Raw genomic sequence first — 23,471 nt, forward strand, 5'->3', positions numbered from 1 at the left:
TACTGTGTTGTTTGGTTCAGTTTTGAGAGAGCAAATCTCTCGATTTGTACCTTGAAAACTAAATAAGAGTAACAACGACATCAAATTAAAAGGCTGAGGCGACTGTTCGAAAACGGACGCATAAGCAAGGGACTGGAAAACGCTTGAACTTTAGCGTTTGGAATGTCAATTGCTTATGACGGTAGTTTTCAGGAGCCGAAGCTAGATTAATAAATGTAAGACCAGGTTTATTTGATAAACCTAAAAGGCAAAATTAAAGCTTTATTTACTGTAACTTAGTTAAGTGAATAAGGGCGCACGGTGGATGCCTTGGTACTAGGAGCCGAAGAAGGACGGGACTAACACCGATATGCCTCGGGGAGTTGTAAGTAAACGCTATATCCGAGGATTTCCGAATGGGGAAACCCACTGTTCGTAATGGAACAGTACGTATATCTGAATTCATAGGGTATACGAGGCAGACCTAGGGAACTGAAACATCTCAGTACCTAGAGGAAGAGAAAGAAAATTCGATTTCCCAAGTAGCGGCGAGCGAAACGGAAAGAGCCCAAACCAGTAAGCTTGCTTACTGGGGTTGTAGGACACTCCATACGGAGTTACAAAGAAATTCTTTAGACGAATCGACCTGGAAAGGTCAGCCGCAGAAGGTAACAGCCCTGTAATCGAAAAAGAGTTTCCTCCGGAGTGTATCCTGAGTACGGCGGAACACGAGAAATTCCGTCGGAATCCGGGAGGACCATCTCCCAAGGCTAAATACTACCTAGTGACCGATAGTGAACCAGTACCGTGAGGGAAAGGTGAAAAGCACCCCGGGAGGGGAGTGAAATAGAACCTGAAACCGTGTGCCTACAAGTAGTCGAAGCCCGTTAATGGGTGACGGCGTACCTTTTGTAGAATGGACCGGCGAGTTACGATTACATGCAAGGTTAAGTGGAAGACACGGAGCCGCAGCGAAAGCGAGTCTGAATAGGGCGTTTATAGTATGTGGTCGTAGACCCGAAACCGTGTGATCTACCCATGTCCAGGGTGAAGGTCAGGTAACACTGACTGGAGGCCCGAACCCACGTATGTTGAAAAATGCGGGGATGAGGTGTGGGTAGGGGTGAAATGCCAATCGAACACGGAGATAGCTGGTTCTCTCCGAAATAGCTTTAGGGCTAGCCTCAAAAAAAGAGTACTGGAGGTAGAGCACTGATTGAACTAGGGGCCCTCACCGGGTTACCGAATTCAGTCAAACTCCGAATGCCAGATACTTATTTTTGGGAGTCAGACTATGGGTGATAAGGTTCATAGTCGAGAGGGAAACAGCCCAGACCGCCAGCTAAGGTCCCAAAGTATACGTTAAGTGGAAAAGGATGTGGAGTTGCCCAGACAACCAGGATGTTGGCTTAGAAGCAGCCACCATTTAAAGAGTGCGTAATAGCTCACTGGTCGAGTGACTCTGCGCCGAAAATGTACCGGGGCTAAACGTATCACCGAAGCTGCGGATTGTTCTTACGAACAATGGTAGGAGAGCGTTCTAAGTGCTGTGAAGTCAGACCGTGAGGACTGGTGGAGCGCTTAGAAGTGAGAATGCCGGTATGAGTAGCGAAAAAAGAGTGAGAATCTCTTTCACCGAATGCCTAAGGTTTCCTGAGGAAGGCTCGTCCACTCAGGGTTAGTCGGGACCTAAGCCGAGGCCGAAAGGCGTAGGCGATGGATAACAGGTTGATATTCCTGTACCACCTCATGATTGTTTGAGCAATGGGGGGACGCAGAAGGATAAGGAATGCGCACGGATGGAAGTGTGCGCCCAAGCAGTGAGAAAGTCAGATAGGCAAATCCGTCTGGCAATTTCAAGCTGTGATGGGGAGGGAAATTTAGTACCGAAGTTCCTGATTTCACACTGCCAAGAAAAGCCTCTAGTTAGATCATAGGTGCCCGTACCGCAAACCGACACAGGTAGGCGAGGAGAGAATCCTAAGGTGAGCGGGAGAACTCTCGTTAAGGAACTCGGCAAAATGACCCCGTAACTTCGGGAGAAGGGGTGCTCCTTTAAGGAGGAGCCGCAGTGAATAGGCCCAAGCGACTGTTTAGCAAAAACACAGGTCTCTGCGAAGCCGAAAGGCGAAGTATAGGGGCTGACACCTGCCCGGTGCTGGAAGGTTAAGGGAAAGAGTTAGGGTTTTACCCGAAGCTTAGAACCGAAGCCCCAGTAAACGGCGGCCGTAACTATAACGGTCCTAAGGTAGCGAAATTCCTTGTCGGGTAAGTTCCGACCCGCACGAAAGGTGCAACGACTTGGGCACTGTCTCAACGAGAGACCCGGTGAAATTATACGATGTGTGAAGATGCACATTACCCGCGACAGGACGGAAAGACCCCGTGGAGCTTTACTGTAGCCTGATATTGACTGTTTGTGCAGCTTGTACAGGATAGGTGGGAGCCTTAGAAGCGAGAGCGCTAGCTTTCGTGGAGGCACCCGTGGGATACCACCCTAGCTGTATGAACATTCTAACCCAGGACCGTGATCCGGTTCGGAGACAGTGTCAGGCGGGCAGTTTGACTGGGGCGGTCGCCTCCTAAAAGGTAACGGAGGCGCCCAAAGGTTCCCTCAGAATGGTTGGAAATCATTCGTAGAGTGTAAAGGCAGAAGGGAGCTTGACTGCGAGACTTACAAGTCGAGCAGGGACGAAAGTCGGGCTTAGTGATCCGGTGGTTCCGCATGGAAGGGCCATCGCTCAACGGATAAAAGCTACCCCGGGGATAACAGGCTTATCTCCCCCAAGAGTTCACATCGACGGGGAGGTTTGGCACCTCGATGTCGGCTCATCGCATCCTGGGGCTGTAGTCGGTCCCAAGGGTTGGGCTGTTCGCCCATTAAAGCGGTACGCGAGCTGGGTTCAGAACGTCGTGAGACAGTTCGGTCCCTATCCGTCGTGGGCGTTGGAAGTTTGAGAGGAGCTGTCCTTAGTACGAGAGGACCGGGATGGACACACCGCTGGTGTACCAGTTGTTCCGCCAGGAGCATAGCTGGGTAGCTACGTGTGGAAAGGATAAGTGCTGAAAGCATCTAAGCATGAAGCCCCCCTCAAGATGAGACTTCCCATCACTTCGAGTGAGTAAGATCCCTCAGAGACGATGAGGTTGATAGGTTCGGGGTAGAAGCATGGTGACATGTGAAGCTGACGAATACTAATCGATCGAGGACTTAACTAAATTCTTTCGATGTATGTTGTTTACTCTTATTTAGTTTTTAAGGTATAAAGTTAAAAAAATACTTGCATTTTCTGTAAAGAATGCATATAATATAACTTGTCCTTCATTTTTGAATGTCTGGTAGTGATGGCGGAAAGGTCACACCTGTTCCCATACCGAACACAGCAGTTAAGCTTTCCAGCGCCGATGGTAGTTGAGACTTTGTCTCTGCGAGAGTAGGACGCCGCCAGGCAATACATAAAAAGACAGCATACATTTTTGTATGCTGTCTTTTTATGTTGTGTTATATTAGTATGTTATAAACATAAAATATATTTGGATGGTAAAAACGGGGTAAACACAATCTAAGTGAAAAGGAGGAAAATAAATGGAGGCATTTTTTCAAGACGTGATGGGTGATAATTTTTCAATAATAGTTATTCGCTTAATGATTGCATTAGTTTTATCTGGCATTATCGGTTTTGAACGTGAATGGAATAATCACTCAGCGGGTTTCCGAACACATATATTAGTTGGTGTAGGCGCATGTTTAATGATGCTATTATCTTTTTATGGATTCCTGCATTTTTTAGAGTATGAAAATGTTCGTTTCGATCCAGCACGAATTCCTTCTTATGTGATTAGTGGAATAGGTTTCCTTGGTGCAGGTACAATAATAGTTTATGGTGGGACAATTCGCGGGTTAACTACTGCAGCTTCTATATGGACTGTAGCAGGGATTGGCCTTGTTGTTGGAGCAGGAATGTATGGTCCGGCGATTGTTGCAACATTAATTATCTTAATCAGTCTCGTATTACTAAATAATTTAGAGAAAATATTTCAATCAAAGAAAAAGCATATGAGGATAGCAATTGTGGTTCAACGAAATTTGGAGGTATCTGAATTAATTAAAGTAGTTGAAGCCCATCATGCAAAAATATTAAATATTGAAGTTGAAAGAATGGAAAGTGAACTGAGATCGATCTATGTGAAAATGAATAATATGGAGAGTAAGGAATTGATAGAGCTCTTTGAAGCTATTTCTAAACTTGAGTCTGTTAATAATGTTGCAAGAATGGCCAAGTAAGTATTATTTTTAATGTAAAACACAGTATTTTCTTCTTGAAGATGACTGTGTTTTTTAATATTTATTATTTCATATGCTTTAATGTGTTTGAGTATCTCAAAATATGTCTAAAATATAATAGCGGATATTGCTTTTCAAGAAATGATTTATGACGTATAATTAAATCATAGTCAAAGATAGTCAAAGTCAAACGGATATAATCAGATAACTGGCTCACTCGGGAAGCGGAAATAGGAAAGTATCTCTTAGACTGCTGCGCGAATAGGGCATAAGCTGAGACCTTCATTAGTGTTTGCCTTTTGAATGTTAGATGAAGTGAAACCAGTGACATGTCATAAGAAAAAAGGAGTTGGGAATATGAGTAATATTTCGGACGTAATTGAGCAATATCTCAAGCAAGTATTAAAAGCTAAGGGAAAGAATAATGCAATTGAAATCAAACGAAGTGAAATTGCTGATCAATTCCAATGTGTACCTTCGCAAATTAATTATGTTATAAACACCCGCTTCACTACGGAAAAAGGATATGTGGTGGAGAGCAAACGCGGGGGTGGCGGTTATATTCGCATTATCAGGGTAAAACATCAAGATAAGGCAGATTTGATTAATGAGATTATTAAAATGATTAATCCAAGCGTTTCACAGCAAGCAGCAGTTCATGTGCTTGAGCGGTTATTTGAGGAAAAAATAATTACTGAACGGGAAGAAAAAATTATGTTTAGCGCCCTCGAAAGAACAACACTTCCATTTCAACTGCCGCTCCGTGATGAAATACGTGCACGTATATTAACAGCAATGCTTCATTCATTGAAATATTTAAACTAAATCATATAATAGAAAGCAATTATCGGATGAGGAGGATGTGAAGTGCAGTGTCAGGAATGCCAGCAACGCCCGGCCACGTTCTATTTTCAGCAAGTTGTTAATGGAGAGAAGAAGGAAGTCCACTTATGTGAAGTTTGTGCACATGAGAAAGGTTATATTGCGTCTTCTGAGGAAAATTACTCCTTAGAAGATTTGCTAAAAGGTCTTTTTCATTTTGATGCTTCGCAGTTAGGAGCTCAGCCCTTTCAGCAAACTAAGCAGCCAAAAGAAGTTCAATGTCCAAAATGTAAAATGACATTTGCAGAGTTTCAGCAAATAGGAAAATTCGGCTGTGCTTCTTGCTATGAAACTTTTTCTCAACGAATGAACCCTATTTTCCGTCGCGTGCATGCTGGAAATACAAAGCATTCGGGTAAAATACCTAAACGAATCGGTGGAAGTTTGCAAAAAAAGAAGCAAATTGAAGAATACCGAAATGAACTAAAAAAGCTTGTTGAAGAAGAAGCCTTTGAGAAGGCGGCAGTATTAAGAGACAAGATTAAAACATTAGAAAATGGGAATGATTCGAAAGAGGAGGGGAGTGAAGGATGACATTAGAGCATTTTATTAATGAAGCTATTAGTCCCTGGATGCGTGAAGAAGGGGCTGACAGTGATATTGTTCTAAGCAGCCGCATTCGTTTAGCACGTAACTTTGCTAATGTAACTTATCCTGTCCTTGGTGAGGAATCTGAATTAAAAAAGGTAACTGATTTTATGAAACAGGAGTATTCGAAACAGTCCTTCCACGCATATAAAAATTTTCAATTTATCTCTATGCAGGATCTCTCACTAATTGAAAAAAGAATCCTTGTAGAAAAACACTTAATTAGCCCAAATCTGGAAAAGTTCCCGCAATCTGCAGTACTGATTTCAGAGGATGAACGCGTTTCTATAATGATTAATGAAGAGGATCATTTAAGAATCCAGTTATATTTCCCGGGGTATCAACTGACAGAAGCATTAGAAGAGGCTTTTAACTTAGATGATTGGATTGAGGAGAAAGTGAATTACGCTTTCGATGAAAAATGTGGTTATCTTACAAGCTGTCCTACAAATGTAGGTACAGGAATGCGAGCCTCGGTTATGATGCATCTGCCTGCACTTGCTCATACAAAGCAAATCAATCGGATGATTCCTGCAATTAATCAATTTGGATTGGTTGTTCGGGGCATTTATGGAGAAGGCAGTGAATCATTGGGGAATATATATCAAATCTCAAATCAGATTACATTAGGAAAATCAGAGAATGATATTGTGCTTGACCTGGAGAGTGTTGTGAAACAATTGATTGAGCAGGAGCGGCTTGCAAGGAAATATATAACGGAAAAGCTTGGACTTACACTGGAGGATCGCATTTTCAGATCTTATGGGATTTTAAAGAATAGTAGAATTATCGGATCTAAGGAAGCATCAGAATGTATTTCTAACGTGCGCTTAGGCATAGACTTAGGTATCATTAAGAACATATCAAAAAATATATTAAATGAGCTGATGATTTTAATGCAGCCAGGGTTCTTACAGCATTATGCTAATAAAAAACTAACAGCTAGAGAACGCGATATTTTTCGTGCTTCACTCATAAGAGAACGACTACAGTTGGAGAAATAGGAGGGAAGACAAGATGATGTTTGGACGATTTACAGAAAGAGCACAGAAGGTATTGGCTTTGTCACAAGAAGAAGCAGTACGTCTTGGTCATAATAATATTGGGACAGAACATATTCTACTCGGTCTTGTTCGTGAGGGTGAAGGAATTGCTGCAAAAGCATTACAATCCCTTGGTGTTGAGGTAGAAAAGATTCAAGAGGAAGTAGAAAAGTTAATCGGTGTAGGGAAGCAGCCGATGCAATCCATTCATTACACACCACGAGCGAAAAAGGTAGTGGAATTATCACAGGATGAAGCAAGAAAGCTAGGTCATTCCTATGTTGGAACAGAACATATCTTATTAGGATTAATCCGTGAAGGAGAAGGTGTAGCAGCTCGAGTATTAAATAACCTTGGTGTAAGTCTAAATAAGGCGCGTCAGCAGGTTTTAAAGCTTCTTGGCAGCAATGAGTCGCAAGCTGGGAGAAGAGGACGCAGCGGGCAGCAATCGAACGCCAGCACACCAACTCTGGATTCATTAGCTCGAGACTTAACAGTTAGTGCAAAAGAAGGGAAAATTGATCCTGTAATTGGGCGCGCAAAAGAAATTGAGCGTGTGATTCAAGTACTTAGCCGCCGCACGAAAAATAATCCAGTGCTGATTGGTGAGCCGGGTGTAGGTAAAACAGCTGTGGCAGAAGGTCTTGCACAACAAATTATCGATAATGAGGTACCGGAGACTCTTCGTGATAAACGCGTGATGACACTTGATATGGGAACGGTAGTTGCGGGAACAAAATACCGCGGTGAATTTGAAGATCGTCTGAAAAAAGTAATGGAAGAAATTCGCCAAGCGGGAAATGTTATTCTGTTTATTGATGAATTGCATACATTAATTGGTGCTGGTGGCGCAGAGGGAGCTATTGATGCTTCTAATATTCTTAAACCATCTCTTGCAAGAGGGGAACTTCAATGTATCGGTGCTACAACAGTAGATGAATATCGTAAATACATTGAAAAAGATGCTGCTTTAGAACGTCGTTTCCAGCCGATACAAGTTGATGAGCCGACTGTTGAGGAAACAATTCAAATTTTAGGTGGTCTTCGGGACCGTTATGAAGCACATCACCGTGTAACGATTACAGACGAAGCAATGGAGGCTGCAGCAACGTTATCGGATCGATATATTACCGACCGTTTCCTTCCGGATAAAGCAATTGATTTAATTGATGAGGCTGGCTCTAAGGTGCGTCTGCGTTCTTATACAATTCCGCCGAATTTAAAGGAACTTGAGCAGAAGCTTGCAGAGGTAAGGAAAGAAAAAGATGCAGCTGTGCAAAGCCAGGAATTTGAAACGGCCGCCTCATTGCGCGATACAGAACAGCGCCATCGTGAAGAATTAGAGAAAACAAAAAATGAATGGAAAGAGAAACAAGGGCAAATGGACTCTGAGGTAACAGTAGAGGATATTGCTAGCGTTGTTTCCATTTGGACGGGAGTGCCCGTTTCCAAATTAACCAAAGATGAAAGTAAGCGTCTTTTAAATATGGAGGAAATCCTTCATAAACGTGTTATTGGGCAAGAAGAAGCAGTAAATGCAATCTCTACGGCAATCCGCAGAGCACGTGCTGGATTAAAAGATCCAAAACGTCCTATTGGCTCCTTTATCTTCCTTGGACCTACAGGGGTTGGTAAAACAGAGCTTGCACGCGCACTTGCAGAGGTTATGTTTGCAGATGAGGATGCGATGATTCGTGTTGATATGTCAGAGTATATGGAAAGACATTCAACAGCGCGATTAGTTGGTTCACCTCCAGGATATGTTGGTTATGAAGAGGGCGGCCAGTTAACAGAGAAGGTACGAAGAAAACCGTATTCAGTAGTTTTACTGGATGAAATAGAGAAGGCACATCCTGAAGTATTTAATATTTTACTTCAAGTTCTGGAAGACGGACGTTTAACGGATTCAAAAGGCAGACTAGTTGATTTCCGCAACACTGTAATTATAATGACTTCGAACGTCGGTGCTAGCGAGCTAAGACGCAATAAATTTGTAGGCTTCAATGTCGCTGATGAGGGCCAAGAGTACAGTGATATGAAATCAAAAGTAATGGATGAGCTGAAAAAAGCATTTCGTCCAGAGTTTCTTAACCGAATTGATGAAACGATTGTCTTCCATTCCCTTGAGAAGAAACATATGAAGGATATTGTTGTATTGATGCTGGAAGAACTGAAGAAACGTCTGCATGAGCAAGAAATTGATTTATCCATGACAGATAAGGCAGTGGAGAAGATAGCAAATGAAGGATTTGATCCGGAATACGGCGCACGTCCGCTGCGTCGCTCCATCCAGCAAAATATTGAGAACTTATTATCTGAGGAATTACTGAAAGAGACAATTGAAAAGGGACAAAAGGTGAAAATTGGCCTGAACAGTAAAGGTGAATTTATTATCTTGAAGTAAATTGTCAGTGGACTTTGAAAAGCTAGAAGAATAATTTCTTCTAGCTTTTTCCAAAAAAATATCCAAGATTATTCATTGTGGCAAAAATAAGGTATAAATGAATTATATTTGAAAGGAAAATGTAACCTATTTTAGATAATATTCGTTTACAATATATAGGAGGGACCGAATGCTATGGCTAAACGCAAGAATAAATTTGTCTGCCAAGATTGCGGGTATGAATCAGCAAAATGGATGGGCAAGTGCCCTGGCTGCGGCAACTGGAATACAATGGTAGAAGAAATCCAAGCACCAGTCTCAGGTGGAAGACATGTATCCAGTGGCAGCGGACGAAAAGTAAGCAAGCCAGAAAAAATTACCGCACTCGAATCACAGAAAGAACCGCGTATTACCACAGAGATGAAGGAATTTAATCGTGTGCTTGGAGGCGGTGTTGTACCGGGCTCTCTTGTTTTAATTGGCGGAGATCCTGGAATTGGAAAGTCAACCCTGCTTCTGCAAATCTCTTCGCAAATTGCCAAGAAAAAAATGCCAGTGCTTTATGTATCAGGAGAGGAATCAACAAGGCAGACGAAACTGCGAGCAGAACGCTTAGGTGTAGATGAAGATGAATTATATGTCCTAAGTGAAACAAACCTTCAAGATATTAGTAATCAAATTGAAGAATTACAGCCTCAGCTTGTCATCATTGATTCAATCCAAACAATTTATCGAGAAGAAGTAGCCAGTGCTCCAGGGAGTGTCTCACAGGTTCGTGAGTGTACTGGGGAATTAATGCGCATTGCGAAAACAAATCATATATCAATCTTTATAGTAGGACATGTCACGAAGGAAGGTTCGATTGCTGGACCAAGGTTATTGGAACATATGGTGGATGCAGTGCTCTATTTTGAGGGAGAGCGGCATCATACATATCGAATTTTGCGTGGTGTAAAGAATCGTTTTGGAAGTACACATGAAATGGGTATCTTTGAAATGAAAGAAGAAGGGCTTCGTGAAGTATTAAATGCTTCTGAGATTTTCCTTGAAGAAAGAACAGCGGGAGCAGCAGGTTCAACAGTTGTAGCTTCTATGGAAGGGACACGACCGGTACTTGTTGAAATACAAGCATTGATTTCCCCCTCAAGCTTTGGAAATCCAAGAAGAATGGCGACGGGAATTGATTATAATCGAGTGCCTCTCATTATGGCAGTATTGGAAAAAAGGGTCGGTTTCATGCTGCAAAATCAAGATGCATATATTAAAGTAGCAGGCGGAGTGAAGCTGGATGAGCCGGCAATTGACCTGGCAATTGCAATTAGTATTGCATCGAGTTTTAGAGACCAGGCAACTGAGCCAAAAGATATCTTTATCGGTGAGGTAGGTCTTACAGGTGAAATAAGAAGGGTTTCTAGAATTGAACAGCGTGTACAGGAAGCTGCAAAGCTTGGCTTTAAACGCGTAATTTGCCCGAAGAATAACCTGGATGGCTGGAAGACGCCTAAAGATATTCAAGTTGTTGGCGTATCTACGGTACAAGAAGCGTTGGAAATTGCACTTGCGAGATAGTTTATTATAATAAAGTTCTGATAGGATGCTATCAACTATCGGAAACTTATTCGTGAACAAATAAGCAAGGCCTGTATTTACAAAGAATAGTGAAATGGATAGATTAATAACCTAATATTTCTTTTCTGCCTCTTTGAACAGCTTTATAGAGGGTTATAAATAGAAAATAAAGGTAATAATAAAATTTAGGAGGTGAAATTATGCTAAAAAAATTAGTTCATATCTTTTTTGTCGTGTTAGGTGGAACGATTGGTTTCGTTTATATTCCAGTTATTGTGGAGTTTTTTAATCTTCAAAATGTGGAATGGCTAACGAACCCTTATCTTGGAATGGCGCTTGGCGCAATTATCTTTTTCTTAATTTCATATTTTTTAGCTGATTATATTGTGAATTTCTTCAAATGGGTCGAGGATGCACTCATTAAGCTGCCGGCTTTGGATTTATTCTTTGGTAGTGTTGGTATGATTTTTGGTCTTATTATTTCCTATCTGGTAACAATGCCTTTACAGGATATTAGCATCAAAATTGTATCACAAGTACTTCCAATATTTATTACAATCATATTAGGTTATTTAGGCTTCCGTGTAGGATTTCAGCGGAGAGAGGAATTTTCCAATTTATTAAGAACTGGTAAGAAGGAACGTCAAAAAGTTGTAAACATCAATGAATCAGAGGCTGAATCGGATATGCCCAAGCCAAAGATTTTAGATACAAGTGTCATCATTGATGGAAGAATTGCTGATATTTGCAGTACAGGTTTTCTAGAAGGAACCCTTGTTATACCACAGTTTGTACTTGGAGAGCTGCAGCATATCGCGGACTCGTCTGATGCACTCAAGAGAAACCGCGGCAGACGCGGATTAGACGTTTTGAACCGGATTCAAAAAGAATTGCCTGTTATTGTTGAAATTTATGAAGGTGACTTTGAAGAAATTGCTGAGGTAGATAGCAAGCTTATTAAGTTAGCAAAAGTCAGCAATGGAATTGTTGTAACGAATGATTTTAATTTAAATAAGGTATGCGATTTGCAAGGTGTACCAGTTTTAAATATTAATGACCTGGCAAATGCGGTTAAGCCAGTTGTGCTTCCAGGTGAAGAGCTTGTTGTTCAAGTGATTAAAGATGGTAAAGAACAAAAGCAAGGAATTGCTTATCTTGATGATGGAACAATGATTGTTGTTGAAGAAGGGCGCGATTATATCGGCAAAACAATTGAAGTTGTCATTACAAGTGTACTGCAGACTTCTGCTGGCAGAATGATCTTTGCAAAACCAAAATCACTTGAAAAAGCACTCTAAAAGGGGTATAACTATAAAGGATACAGCTTGAAAAGTGATGACATATTTTGTTATCACTTTTCTTCACAATGAGCTATTTTTAGATATAAGTGTATATCTTTTAAAATTTGTTTTTATATTTGTAGAAAAGAGGGGAAGCAACATGACAGAGGTAAGGGTTCGCTATGCACCAAGCCCAACAGGTCATCTGCACATTGGTAATGCAAGAACAGCATTATTTAATTATTTGTATGCGAAACATTTTGACGGGAAATTTATTATACGTACGGAAGATACAGATGAAAAGCGTAATGTAGCAGGTGGAGAAGAAAGCCAGCTGAAATTTTTGAAATGGCTTGGAATTGAATGGGAAGAAGGACCAGATGTCGGTGGTGATTATGGTCCATATCGTCAGACGGAACGACTGGATATGTATCAAAAGTATACAGATGAACTGCTTGAAAGAGGCCTTGCGTATAAATGTTATATGACGGAAGAAGAACTTGAAAAAGAACGTGAGGAGCAGATTGCGAATGGACAAGTACCGAAGTATTCTGGTGCGCATCGTGATTTAACAGAAGAGCAAATCACTGCATTTGAAGCAGAAGGCAGAATGCCAAGTATTCGTTTTCGTGTGCCTGAAAACAAAACATATACATTTAATGACCTTGTTCGTAAAAATATTACATTTGAATCCAGTGATTTTGGTGACTGGGTCATTGTGAAAAAGAATGGCATCCCAACTTATAACTTTGCAGTTGCGATTGATGACCACTTTATGAAGATTTCACATGTGCTGCGTGGAGAAGAGCATATTTCTAATACACCAAAGCAAATGATGATATATGATGCTTTCGGCTGGGAAGCGCCGACTTATGGTCATATGACTTTAATTCTGAATGAGAATCGCAAGAAGCTAAGTAAGCGTGATGAGCATATTTTACAGTTTATTGAGCAATATCGTAATCTTGGCTACCTGCCTGAAGCGATGTTTAACTTTATCAGCTTATTGGGTTGGTCTCCTGTTGGAGAAGAAGAAATCTTTAATAAAGAAACATTGATTGAAATTTTTGATCCAGAACGTTTATCCACTTCACCAGCTATCTTTGATCAGCAAAAACTAAAATGGATGAACAATGAATACATTAAAGGGCTGGAATTGAATCAAGTAATTGAACTTGCAATGCCTCATTTGATTGCTGCTGGCAAACTGCCGGAGACGATGGATGAGGAACAGCGCGACTGGGCAGAGAACGTTATTGCACTTTATCGTGAACAATTAAGATATGGTCAGGAAATTGTTGAATTAACTGAGCTGTTCTTTACAGAAGAAATAACCTACGATGAAGAAAATATGGAAGTATTGAATGAAGAGCAAGTACCAGAAGTATTGCGTGTATTTAAAGAGAAGCTTGGTGAACTGGAAACATTCACTAAGGATGAGATTAAAGCGCAGATTAAAGCAACACAGAAGGAAACAGGACAGAAGGGCAAGAAGCTATTTATGCCAATTCGTGTTGCAACAACTGGACAAATGCATGGACCAGAGCTTCCATTTGCAATCGAACTATTAGGAAAAGAAGTTATCACAAGCCGCCTGGAAAATATACTAGGTAAATTAGGGGCTAAATAGTTCACAAAACGTAAAAACTGTAATATAGTAATAGCATATATTTGAACGTTGATAAGGGAAAGTAGAAAATATATTGCTTATACAGAGAGAATCACCTTGGCTGAAAGTGATTTTAAGTAAGCTTTTTGAAGTGCCCCTTTGAGTCTGCTATGGAAACTTTTGAATGATTCTAAATAGTACATAGCAGCGGAACTCTGCCGTTACCTAGAGCACAAGTTGGAAGGGAGGATTCCCTTCAAACAGAGTGGAACCGCGCCGTAAAGCGTCTCTGTATTTTATACAGAGGCGCTTTTTTTATTTTCACCAAATAAGTAAAGTCCGTTTACTTGATATGTGAAACAAAGTTTTAATGAAAGGTGGAATGGAGAAATGGGTTTATTTAAACGAATGAAGGAAGATATGGATGTTGTGTTTGAACAGGACCCTGCAGCACGGACTTATTTTGAAGTTTTTCTGACATATTCTGGGCTTCATGCAGTGTGGTTTCATCGAATTGCTCATGCGTTTTATAATAAAAGATTATATTTCTTGGCTCGCGCGATATCACAATTCTCAAGGTTCGTCACTGGTATAGAAATTCACCCAGGAGCGAAAATCGGCAGGCGCTTATTTATTGACCATGGAATGGGTGTTGTGATTGGTGAAACGTGTGAAATTGGGAATAATGTCACCATCTATCAAGGCGTGACTCTAGGCGGTACAGGAAAAGAAAAGGGAAAGCGTCATCCCACGGTAATGGACAATGCTTTGATTGCAACAGGTGCAAAGGTGCTAGGAGACATTATAATCGGTGAAAATGCAAAAGTTGGTGGTGGGTCGGTCGTGTTGAAGGATGTACCACAAAACTCCACTGTTGTAGGAATTCCTGGAAAGGTTGTTGTTCAGGATGGCGAAAGAATCCAAAGGGACTTGGATCACCATAAAATGCCTGACCCTGTTGCGGATCGCTGTACAGAGCTGCAACAAGAAATTAATTCATTGAAAGCTGAATTGAAAGAGTTAAAAGAAGGGAGCAAAATTCGTCGTGTCGATTAAAATTTTTAATACATTAACAAGAGAAAAGGAAGCTTTTAAACCGCTGGAAGAAGGAAAGGTCAGCATGTATGTGTGCGGTCCGACTGTATATAACTATATCCATATCGGAAATGCTCGTCCCGCGATTGTATTTGATACTGTGAGACGGTATTTGGAATATAGAGGCTATGATGTAGATTATGTTCTGAATTTCACTGATGTAGATGATAAGATTATTAAAGCAGCAAATGAGCTGGGTGAGGAAGTCCCTGAAGTTGCAGATCGATTTATAGACGCGTATTTAGAGGATGTAGGGGCGTTAGGCGTTAAAATGGCTACACATCACCCGCGAGTAATGGATACAATGGATGACATCATTGAATTTGTAAACGTTCTTGTCGATAAAGGATATGCTTATGAAGCAGATGGAGATGTTTATTTCAGACCACGTGCTTTCGAAGATTATGGTAAGCTGTCACATCAATCAGTCGATGAACTGCGTGCTGGTGCGAGAATTCAAGTAGGAGAGAAAAAAGAAGACCCTCTTGATTTTGCACTTTGGAAGCAAGCGAAGGATGGAGAAATTGCCTGGGATGCTCCATGGGGCCAAGGAAGGCCAGGCTGGCATATTGAATGCTCTGCAATGGCAAAGAAATATCTTGGAGAAACAATTGACATTCATGCAGGCGGACAGGATTTGACATTCCCGCATCATGAGAATGAAATTGCCCAGTCAGAGGCTATGACAGGAAAGACTTTTGCAAAGTACTGGATGCATAATGGGTATATTAATATTGATAATGAGAAGATGTCAAAGTCGCTAGGGAACTTTGTGTTAACGAAAGATCTGATTGCACAGCATAAACCGCAGGTCCTGCGTTTCTTTATGCTAAGCGTTCATTACCGCCATCCAATTAACTTTACGGAAGAGCTTTTAGAAAGCGCAAAAAACAGCTTGGACAGAATCCAAACAGCATACCATAACTTGGAACACCGAAAAAGTGCAAGTCTTAATCTTACAGAAGATAATGCTGAATGGCTGGAGAAGATTGCTGACTTTAAACGTGACTTCGAAAAAGAAATGGATGACGATTTTAATACAGCAAATGCAATCTCTGTATTATTTGAGCTATCGAAAGAGGCAAATATCTATCTCAATGAACCACAGACTAAATTGGCAGTTATTGAAGCATTCCAAGATGCGATTATGGAATTGCTTGGGATATTAGGCATTAATTTAAATACTGACAAAGAGTTGCTTGATGAGGAGATAGAGACGTTAATAACAGAAAGAAATGAAGCCAGAAAAAACCGCGATTTTGCTAAAGCGGATGAAATTAGAGACTTACTCAAGGAGAAGTCCATCATCTTAGAGGATACTGCTCAAGGCGTTCGCTGGAAAAGAGGCTAATGGAACGAATGGATGCAAAACAAATGAAAAGCTTAGCACTCGCCTATATGGGAGACGCAATATATGAAGTTTATATTCGAGAGTATTTATTAAAAAAAGGCCAGGTCAAGCCTCACTTATTACACCAGATGGCGATAAAATTCGTCTCTGGCAAGGGGCAGGCTGCTGTCCTTTTAAATTGGCTGGATAAGGATATACTTACAGCGGAGGAAAGACAAATTGTTTCCCGTGGGAGAAATGCTAAATCGGGATCTGTACCGAAAAATACCAGTATCCAAACATACCGCTATAGTACAGCATTTGAAACATTGCTTGGATATCACTACTTAGCAAAGAATGAAGCGCGGCTTTATGAACTGATGCAAGCTGCAGTTACTTTAATTGAGAAAGGAATGGAACCGAATGAGTGAGGAAATGATTATCGGAAAAAACCCAGTCATCGAGGCGCTTACCTCAGGACGCTCGGTAAATAAAGTATTTGTTTCGGAACATTTAAATGCAAATACATTTAAAAAGCTGCAGCAATCAGCAAGAGAAGCAGGAACAATTGTTCAAAAAGTGCCAAAGTCGAAGCTTGATTCGATGTCTAATGGCAACCATCAAGGAATTATTGCGTATGTTGCATCTTATCAATATGGCACAATGGAGCAGATCTTCACACTTGCTGAAGAAAAAGGAGAGGATGCATTTTTTATTATATTGGACGAGCTGGAGGATCCTCATAATCTCGGCTCAATTCTTCGTACGGCTGATGCTACTGGAGTCCATGGTGTTATTATACCGAAAAGGCGCTCTGTTGGACTCACGCAGGCTGTTGCTAAAACAGCAGCAGGTGCAATGGAACATGTCCCTGTTGTGCGTGTTACGAATATAGCAAATACAATCGATGAACTGAAAGAGAAGAATATTTGGGTGGTTGGTACGGAAGCGGAAGCGACACAGGACTACCGTCGGCTCGAAGGCAGCTTGCCAATTGCTGTTGTAATTGGCAATGAGGGCAAGGGTATTTCAAGGCTTGTACGGAAAAAGTGTGACTGGACAGTAAGTCTGCCGATGAGTGGAGAGGTGTCTTCATTGAATGCATCTGTAGCATGCAGTTTATTATTATACGAGGTATATCGCAAACGTCATCCGCTAGGTGAGATGTAATGAACATCTTGTTAGTGGATGGCTACAATATTATTGGTGATTGGGAAGAGCTTAAAGTTTTAAGAGACAAAGACATGGCTCAAGCTCGGGACCGCCTGATTGAACTAATGGCAGAATATCAGGCGTTTACCGGGGACCGCGTCATCATTGTTTTTGACGCACATGAGGTGCGAGGCAAGGAAAGTAAATACAAACAATTTAAGGTAGAAGTTATCTACACAAAAGAAAATGAAACAGCAGATGACCGGATTGAAGGGCTTATAAAAAAGCTGAAAAATATTAAAACACAAGTTTATGTTGCAACGTCAGATTTTGCTGAACAACGAACGATTTTTGGTCAAGGTGCTCTGAGAGTTTCTGCTCGAGAGTTGAAAATAGAACTTCAGGATATTGAGAGGGAGATCGATTTTCAATTAATCGAACAAAAAAACAAACAACCACAGACAAAAATTATTCTCGATAAGAGAGTACTTGAGGAGTTCGAAAAAATGCGGAGGGGAGAATATTGAGAAAATAATCTCTTTTCTCCCTTTTCGTATTAAAAAGTGCGTTGTTATATTGACGAATCCTCGTCCGTTGCGGTATAATAACGTTTACAATGCAGATATAGTGAACGGGGGTAATTCTTGGTGGTAGTCAAGCAGCTGGACATACGTCACTCAAACTTACATATGCTTGATGATGAGGAGATCGTTCATTTGATTCATCAAGAAAATAATCAAGCGTTGGACTTTTTAATAAACAAGTACCGTCACTTTGTCCAGGGCAAGGCACGGACATACTTTTTAATCGGTGCTGATAAAGAGGATATCGTGCAAGAAGGAATGATTGGACTTTACAAGGCAATTAGAGATTATGATAAAAACAAACTCTCCTCATTTAAAGCTTTTGCTGAATTATGCATCACCCGACAAATTATTACCGCAATCAAAACTGCAACAAGGCAAAAGCATACACCGTTAAATTCATATGTATCTTTGGACAAGCCTATTTTTGATGAAGAATCAGATCGTACATTACTCGATGTTATTGCTGGTTCTAAGTCAATTGACCCTGAAGAGTTATTAGTAAATCAGGAAAAATTCATTGATATGGAATTGAAATTATCGGAATTATTAAGCGGGTTAGAGAAACGCGTATTGCACTTGTATTTAGACGGCCGTTCCTACCAGGAGATTTCTGCAGAGCTTAATCGTCATGTGAAGTCGATTGATAATGCGCTCCAGCGCGTAAAGCGAAAGCTGGAGCAGTTAATTAAAGAAAATGAAGTCAAGCAATTGTAGTATGATAACTAACACGACGTTGACACAGCAACGCAATACATGCTACATTATTAAGTGAAAAATACCCTTTTTAAAAGGGGTGATATGAAAATGAGTAAAAAGATAACTTTAGCATGTGCTATTTGTTCAAGCAGGAACTATTCAACTAATAAAAATGTATCCACAACTTCTACCAGACTAGAGGTTCAGAAATATTGTAAACATTGTGGGAAGCATACATTGCATCGAGAGACAAAGTAGCGCATAGAGGTAGACCTTGGGGGGTACACATATGTTTAAATTCTTGAAGAACGTTTCTAGAGAGATGAAGAAGGTTAGCTGGCCGACTGGCAAGGAATTACGCAGTTATACAATGATTGTACTAGCAACAGTTATCTTTGTAGCTGTCTTCTTTTTCGTTGTTGACCTAGGAATATCACAGCTTTTAAATCTTTTTTGAATAATGATGTTGAATTTATGCTATAATAAAATTAGAATATATTTCTCACAAAAAACCCGCAATAGACGGGTTTTTCATATTGGTTAAAATAAGCAGGAGGCATAATGCTGAATATGCCCCTTGCTTCCGATAAATCCAAAAATGACTTAAGGGAGGGGAAGGGCAGTAGTTGTCCTGAACAAATGGAGAAAAATTGGTATGTTGTGCATACGTACTCTGGTTATGAAAATAAAGTGAAAATCAACCTTGAAAAAAGGGTGGAAACGATGGGGATGGAAGATAAAATCTTCCGCGTAATTGTTCCTGAAGATGAAGAAACAGAGATTAAGAATGGCAAAAAGAAAGTAGTGAAAAAGAAATCCTTCCCGGGATATGTACTTACAGAAATGGTGATGACAGATGATTCCTGGTATGTTGTGCGTAATACACCTGGTGTAACAGGTTTCGTTGGGTCGAGTGGACATGGCACTAAACCTACCCCACTGTTGCCAGATGAAGTAGAGGCAGTTCTAAAACGGATGGGTGTAGAAGCGCCTCAGGTACAGGTTGATTTTGAGCTGAAAGAAAATGTACGTGTAATGGAAGGACCATTTGCTGATTTCGAAGGCTCGATTGAAAATATTGACCTCGACAAGCAAAAAGTTAAAGTGCATGTGAATATGTTCGGCAGAGAAACGCCGATTGAATTAGATTTTTCTCAGGTGGAAAAATTACAATAAAATAAAAAACCTTGCACAAATGAGTTATTCATGGTAGAATTTCAATGTTATTTATGCGCTTCTTAACTGCAAGCGTATTTGTAAATCTGAGTGGGAGGGGAAAGCCCTATTACCACATCACGGACTTTAAGGAGGTGTGTCTCGTGGCTAACAAAGTAATTAAATTAGTTAAATTACAAATTCCAGCTGGAAAAGCAAACCCAGCACCGCCAGTAGGACCGGCACTAGGTCAAGCAGGTATTAACATCATGGGATTCTGTAAAGAATTCAATGCGCGTACACAAGACCAAGCGGGTTTAATTATCCCTGTGGAAATTACGGTATTTGAAGACCGTTCATTTACATTTATTACGAAAACTCCGCCAGCAGCTGTTCTGTTGAAAAAAGCAGCTGGAATCGATAGTGGTTCCGGTGAGCCGAACAAGAACAAAGTGGCAACAGTTAAGCGTGATAAAGTAAGAGAAATTGCGGAGTCTAAAATGCAAGACTTGAACGCGGCTGATGTTGAAGCAGCTATGCGTATGGTTGAAGGAACTGCACGCAGTATGGGGATTTCAATCGAAGACTAATTTTTTAAGTAGTGAATTAGAATAGCTGTGGTCTCCTTTTGGAATCACAGCTATTCTAAAGTATTGCGTGTTAAGTAATTGTACGCAATGCATAAGGACTTTGACTTTCGCAAGTCGGAATCGAAGTTCTCTTTGGCTTTTATACGTGGGAGGTATAACCGCTAACACCACAATAGAGGAGGAAATATAATGGTAAAAAGAGGTAAAAAGTATCAAGAGGCTGCAAAGCTAATTGATCGCGCAAAAGCTTATGAAATTGAAGAAGCAATTTCACTTCTAAAAGAAGTATCAAAAGCAAGCTTTGACGAAACAGCAGAAGTGGCATTCCGTTTGGGAGTTGACCCTAAGAAAGCAGACCAGCAAATTCGTGGAGCAATGGTGCTTCCGCATGGTACTGGTAAAACACAACGTGTTCTAGTTTTCGCTAAAGGTGAAAAAGCAAAAGAAGCTGAAGCTGCTGGAGCAGATTATGTAGGTGAAGGCGAATATATCGAAAAGATCAACGGTGGTTGGTTTGAATTTGATGTTATCGTAGCTACACCTGACATGATGGCTGAGGTAGGTAAGCTTGGAAGAGTACTCGGACCAAGAGGCCTAATGCCAAACCCTAAAACAGGAACTGTAACATTTGAAGTGGAAAAAGCTATTAATGATATTAAAGCTGGTAAAGTTGAATATCGTGTAGACAAGCAATCCAACGTTCATGTTCCATTTGGTAAAGTTTCATTCGAAAACAATAAACTTGCTGAGAACCTAGACGCAATTATTGAACAAATTGTTAAGGTGAAACCACAATCTGCTAAAGGAACATACATCAAGAACGTTTCTATCGCTTCAACAATGGGGCCTGGAATTAAACTTGATGTTTCTAATTACAAAAAATAATTGACTTAAACAAAGTCATTTGTTATAATTACAATGTTAAAAATGAATATGTTATACCGTAGACAGCTGGTGCGTTAAGTCGCTTAATACCCCGCCGAGGTGTTTTGTAAACAGATGAATCGAATCTAATTCGATATTTGTGATATAAAGCTCTCATGTCTATATGGGAGCTTTTCTTTATGCGGTTCGTGTGAAAAACAGGTTTATCCAATTGTTTCGAGCGCGCTGTTTAAAGAAGAGCGGACATGAAGAAGGGCATAAACGCTATTCGAACGGTATGATACAAGTAATTAGGAGGTGGAACAATGTCTAACGTATTGGAACTAAAGAAACAAAAAGTAGAAGAGATTACTGAGAAATTTAAAGAAAGTCAAACAACGGTTGTTGTTGACTATCGTGGACTTGATGTTGCTGAGGTAACGCAATTACGTAAAGAATTACGTGATGAAGGTATAGAGTTTCATGTTTACAAAAACACAATGACTCGCCGTGCGATTGAAGCTGTAGAACTAAATGATCTTAATGATGTTTTAGTTGGTCCAACTGCTATTGCTTTCAGTAAAGATGACGTCGTAGCTCCTGCAAGAATTATTAATAATTTTGCTAAGGAACACGAAGCACTTGAAATTAAAGGTGGCGTTATCGAAGGGGAAGTAGCTACTTTAGATCAAATCAAAGAGCTTGCTGACCTGCCAAACTACGAAGGTATGGTATCTATGTTGCTTAGCGTGCTTCAAGCACCTATCCGCAACCTTGCTTATGCAGTTAAATCTGTTGCAGACCAAAAGGATGAAGAACAAGGCGCATAATTTATGCGTTCGGGTAATTTAATAAATTATATTTAAATCAGGAGGAATTAAATCATGACTAAAGAAGAAATGATTGGCGCAATTAAAGAAATGTCAGTTTTAGAATTAAACGACTTAGTAAAAGCTATTGAGGAAGAGTTTGGCGTAACAGCTGCTGCTCCAGTTGCAGTTGCAGGTGGCGCTGCTGCAGGTGCTGCTGAAGAACAAACTGAATTTGATGTTGTTCTTACATCTGCTGGCGACTCTAAAATCAAAGTTGTTAAAGCGGTTCGTGAAATCACAGGTCTTGGACTTAAAGACGCTAAAGGTCTTGTTGACGAAGCACCAAAACCAATTAAAGAAGGCGTAGCTAAAGAAGAAGCTGAAGAAGTAAAAGCTAAACTTGAAGAAGCTGGCGCATCAGTAGAAGTTAAATAATTTAGTTTTATTTATGTAAATAAGGAGCTCGTCGTTATACGGCGGGCTCTTGTTCATCAAATCGAAGAGTCTTTTGGCTCTTTGATTCTTCTAAAGATTATAATCAATACATTACAAAGTAGGTGCCCAAATGTCTGAGCATTACTTTTCACAAAAGCCCCAAACAAAAAGTTCACCAAAAACATGGAAATATCAATTAAGAAATAATATATATACATTCACGAGCGATACAAATGTTTTCTCGAAGAATCAAGTTGACTTTGGCTCCCGAGTATTAATCGAAGCCTTTGAAGAGCCGGCTGCTTCTGGTGATTTTTTAGACCTTGGCTGCGGATATGGGCCGATCGGCATTACTTTAGCGGGAAGTTTTACAGGACGCCACGTTGTGTTAGCTGATGTGAATGAGCGAGCGACAACATTAGCTGTGAAGAATGCGAAAGAAAACGCGCTTTCCAATGTCGAAATCGTGAAGAGCGATCGTTTTTCAAAACTTGAGGGACGCCGTTTCGCTGCTGTAATTACTAATCCACCAATTCGAGCGGGCAAGCAAGTTGTGCATGGTATGTTTGAGGATGCAAAAGAAGCGTTAGTTGAGAATGGTGAGTTATGGGTAGTTATTCAGAAAAAACAGGGTGCTCCATCTGCGAAGAAAAAAATTGAAGAATTATTCGGCAATGTTGAAGTGGTCACAAAGGAAAAAGGGTATTACATTCTAAAAGCAATAAATGTTTGACCTGAGAACACGCTTATGGTAACATGTTATAATGCTAAGAATGGGACGATTATGTCAAGTTAGAACTACTAAAAAATATAAAAATGTATATTTTATGAGTGGTCGGAGAGAATGGAAGAAGTGTATTTTTAGGCATTATGCAACTTTCTCTATTTAGTTTACCAAAATTTAATCGGCTTGTACAATTGTATTTTATTTTTATGAACATAAAGCGACAGGAATGCTTTTTGGTTTTTAATGAAATATATCTGTATAACGTTCTGCTAGTAATAGAGACTAAAGATTAAATGTATACGTTCTTTAGCGGGAAATTATATGTTCAAAACGAAATTTGGATAAAATCCAATGCTCGTTTTTATATATGAAATTCATTTTCAGTAGATAATGAATCTACGAAAACATAA

At 40.2% G+C, this 23,471-nt stretch carries 22 protein-coding genes, 2 rRNA genes and 2 other annotated features; all 24 genes read left to right on the forward strand.

Going from position 1 to position 23,471, the window contains the following annotated elements:
* The first annotated feature begins 277 nt into the window (after window positions 1–277).
* The 24 genes from NST93_RS14715 to NST93_RS14830 all read left to right on the forward strand — a co-directional run bounded on the left by NST93_RS14715 (window position 278) and on the right by NST93_RS14830 (window position 23,067).
* Window positions 278–3,198 (forward strand): 23S ribosomal RNA (locus NST93_RS14715).
* 116 nt (window positions 3,199–3,314) lie between these two features.
* Window positions 3,315–3,430, forward strand: a 5S ribosomal RNA gene (rrf, locus tag NST93_RS14720).
* A 135-nt stretch (window positions 3,431–3,565) separates the two neighbouring features.
* Window positions 3,566–4,264 carry an MgtC/SapB family protein gene (locus NST93_RS14725; RefSeq protein ID WP_405098295.1) on the forward strand — a complete coding sequence of 233 codons (699 nt, stop codon included), beginning with the start codon at window positions 3,566–3,568 and terminating at the stop codon, window positions 4,262–4,264.
* Between the two features lie 357 nt (window positions 4,265–4,621).
* Window positions 4,622–5,089: a CtsR family transcriptional regulator gene (locus NST93_RS14730; protein ID WP_405098297.1), complete on the forward strand. Its 468-nt coding sequence runs from the start codon at window positions 4,622–4,624 to the stop codon at window positions 5,087–5,089.
* 42 nt (window positions 5,090–5,131) lie between these two features.
* Window positions 5,132–5,680, forward strand: a complete 549-nt coding sequence (locus tag NST93_RS14735) for a UvrB/UvrC motif-containing protein (protein ID WP_405098299.1) — start codon at window positions 5,132–5,134, stop codon at window positions 5,678–5,680.
* Complete coding sequence (locus tag NST93_RS14740; protein WP_405098301.1) at window positions 5,677–6,738, forward strand: protein arginine kinase; 1,062 nt, start codon at window positions 5,677–5,679, stop codon at window positions 6,736–6,738. The genes NST93_RS14735 and NST93_RS14740 overlap by 4 nt, the downstream gene beginning before the upstream one ends.
* 13 nt (window positions 6,739–6,751) lie before the next feature.
* On the forward strand, window positions 6,752–9,181 hold the full coding sequence (clpC, locus tag NST93_RS14745; RefSeq protein ID WP_405098303.1) for an ATP-dependent protease ATP-binding subunit ClpC: 2,430 nt from the start codon (window positions 6,752–6,754) through the stop codon (window positions 9,179–9,181).
* A gap of 174 nt (window positions 9,182–9,355) precedes the next feature.
* Window positions 9,356–10,729 carry a DNA repair protein RadA gene (radA, locus tag NST93_RS14750; RefSeq protein WP_405098305.1) on the forward strand — a complete coding sequence of 458 codons (1,374 nt, stop codon included), beginning with the start codon at window positions 9,356–9,358 and terminating at the stop codon, window positions 10,727–10,729.
* Window positions 10,730–10,929: 200 nt separating this feature from the next.
* Complete coding sequence (locus NST93_RS14755) at window positions 10,930–12,027, forward strand: PIN/TRAM domain-containing protein (protein ID WP_405098307.1); 1,098 nt, start codon at window positions 10,930–10,932, stop codon at window positions 12,025–12,027.
* Between the two features lie 142 nt (window positions 12,028–12,169).
* Complete coding sequence (gene gltX / locus NST93_RS14760; protein ID WP_405098309.1) at window positions 12,170–13,639, forward strand: glutamate--tRNA ligase; 1,470 nt, start codon at window positions 12,170–12,172, stop codon at window positions 13,637–13,639.
* Window positions 13,640–13,678: 39 nt separating this feature from the next.
* Window positions 13,679–13,912, forward strand: a binding site (T-box leader).
* A 60-nt stretch (window positions 13,913–13,972) separates the two neighbouring features.
* Window positions 13,973–14,674: a serine O-acetyltransferase gene (cysE, locus tag NST93_RS14765; protein WP_405098311.1), complete on the forward strand. Its 702-nt coding sequence runs from the start codon at window positions 13,973–13,975 to the stop codon at window positions 14,672–14,674.
* Complete coding sequence (gene cysS / locus NST93_RS14770; protein ID WP_405098313.1) at window positions 14,664–16,064, forward strand: cysteine--tRNA ligase; 1,401 nt, start codon at window positions 14,664–14,666, stop codon at window positions 16,062–16,064. The genes cysE and cysS overlap by 11 nt, the downstream gene beginning before the upstream one ends.
* Window positions 16,064–16,474, forward strand: a complete 411-nt coding sequence (locus NST93_RS14775) for a Mini-ribonuclease 3 (protein WP_405098315.1) — start codon at window positions 16,064–16,066, stop codon at window positions 16,472–16,474. The genes cysS and NST93_RS14775 overlap by 1 nt, the downstream gene beginning before the upstream one ends.
* Window positions 16,467–17,213, forward strand: a complete 747-nt coding sequence (rlmB, locus tag NST93_RS14780; RefSeq protein ID WP_405098317.1) for a 23S rRNA (guanosine(2251)-2'-O)-methyltransferase RlmB — start codon at window positions 16,467–16,469, stop codon at window positions 17,211–17,213. Before NST93_RS14775 ends, rlmB begins: the two co-directional genes overlap by 8 nt.
* Window positions 17,213–17,722: an NYN domain-containing protein gene (locus NST93_RS14785; RefSeq protein WP_405098319.1), complete on the forward strand. Its 510-nt coding sequence runs from the start codon at window positions 17,213–17,215 to the stop codon at window positions 17,720–17,722. The genes rlmB and NST93_RS14785 overlap by 1 nt, the downstream gene beginning before the upstream one ends.
* Window positions 17,723–17,842: 120 nt before the next feature.
* Complete coding sequence (gene sigH, locus NST93_RS14790; RefSeq protein ID WP_405103910.1) at window positions 17,843–18,496, forward strand: RNA polymerase sporulation sigma factor SigH; 654 nt, start codon at window positions 17,843–17,845, stop codon at window positions 18,494–18,496.
* A gap of 90 nt (window positions 18,497–18,586) precedes the next feature.
* Window positions 18,587–18,736, forward strand: a complete 150-nt coding sequence (gene rpmG / locus NST93_RS14795) for a 50S ribosomal protein L33 (RefSeq protein ID WP_405098321.1) — start codon at window positions 18,587–18,589, stop codon at window positions 18,734–18,736.
* 31 nt (window positions 18,737–18,767) lie between these two features.
* A complete protein-coding gene (secE, locus tag NST93_RS14800; protein ID WP_405098323.1) occupies window positions 18,768–18,935 on the forward strand; it encodes a preprotein translocase subunit SecE in 168 nt (55 codons plus the stop codon).
* A 182-nt stretch (window positions 18,936–19,117) separates the two neighbouring features.
* On the forward strand, window positions 19,118–19,654 hold the full coding sequence (gene nusG, locus NST93_RS14805; protein ID WP_405103912.1) for a transcription termination/antitermination protein NusG: 537 nt from the start codon (window positions 19,118–19,120) through the stop codon (window positions 19,652–19,654).
* A gap of 143 nt (window positions 19,655–19,797) precedes the next feature.
* Window positions 19,798–20,223 carry a 50S ribosomal protein L11 gene (gene rplK / locus NST93_RS14810; protein ID WP_405098325.1) on the forward strand — a complete coding sequence of 142 codons (426 nt, stop codon included), beginning with the start codon at window positions 19,798–19,800 and terminating at the stop codon, window positions 20,221–20,223.
* 189 nt (window positions 20,224–20,412) lie between these two features.
* Window positions 20,413–21,108 carry a 50S ribosomal protein L1 gene (rplA, locus tag NST93_RS14815; protein ID WP_405098327.1) on the forward strand — a complete coding sequence of 232 codons (696 nt, stop codon included), beginning with the start codon at window positions 20,413–20,415 and terminating at the stop codon, window positions 21,106–21,108.
* A 38-nt stretch (window positions 21,109–21,146) separates the two neighbouring features.
* Window positions 21,147–21,295 (forward strand) — a sequence feature (ribosomal protein L10 leader region).
* 118 nt (window positions 21,296–21,413) lie between these two features.
* A complete protein-coding gene (rplJ, locus tag NST93_RS14820; protein WP_405098329.1) occupies window positions 21,414–21,917 on the forward strand; it encodes a 50S ribosomal protein L10 in 504 nt (167 codons plus the stop codon).
* Window positions 21,918–21,971: 54 nt separating this feature from the next.
* The gene (gene rplL / locus NST93_RS14825; RefSeq protein ID WP_405098331.1) at window positions 21,972–22,334 is read left to right on the forward strand and encodes a 50S ribosomal protein L7/L12; all 363 of its coding nucleotides are present in this window, start codon (window positions 21,972–21,974) and stop codon (window positions 22,332–22,334) included.
* Window positions 22,335–22,464: 130 nt separating this feature from the next.
* On the forward strand, window positions 22,465–23,067 hold the full coding sequence (locus tag NST93_RS14830) for a class I SAM-dependent methyltransferase (protein ID WP_405098333.1): 603 nt from the start codon (window positions 22,465–22,467) through the stop codon (window positions 23,065–23,067).
* Window positions 23,068–23,471: the final 404 nt, after the last annotated feature.

The organism is Oceanobacillus sp. FSL H7-0719, assembly GCF_045040795.1.
GTDB lineage: Bacteria > Bacillota > Bacilli > Bacillales > Amphibacillaceae > Oceanobacillus.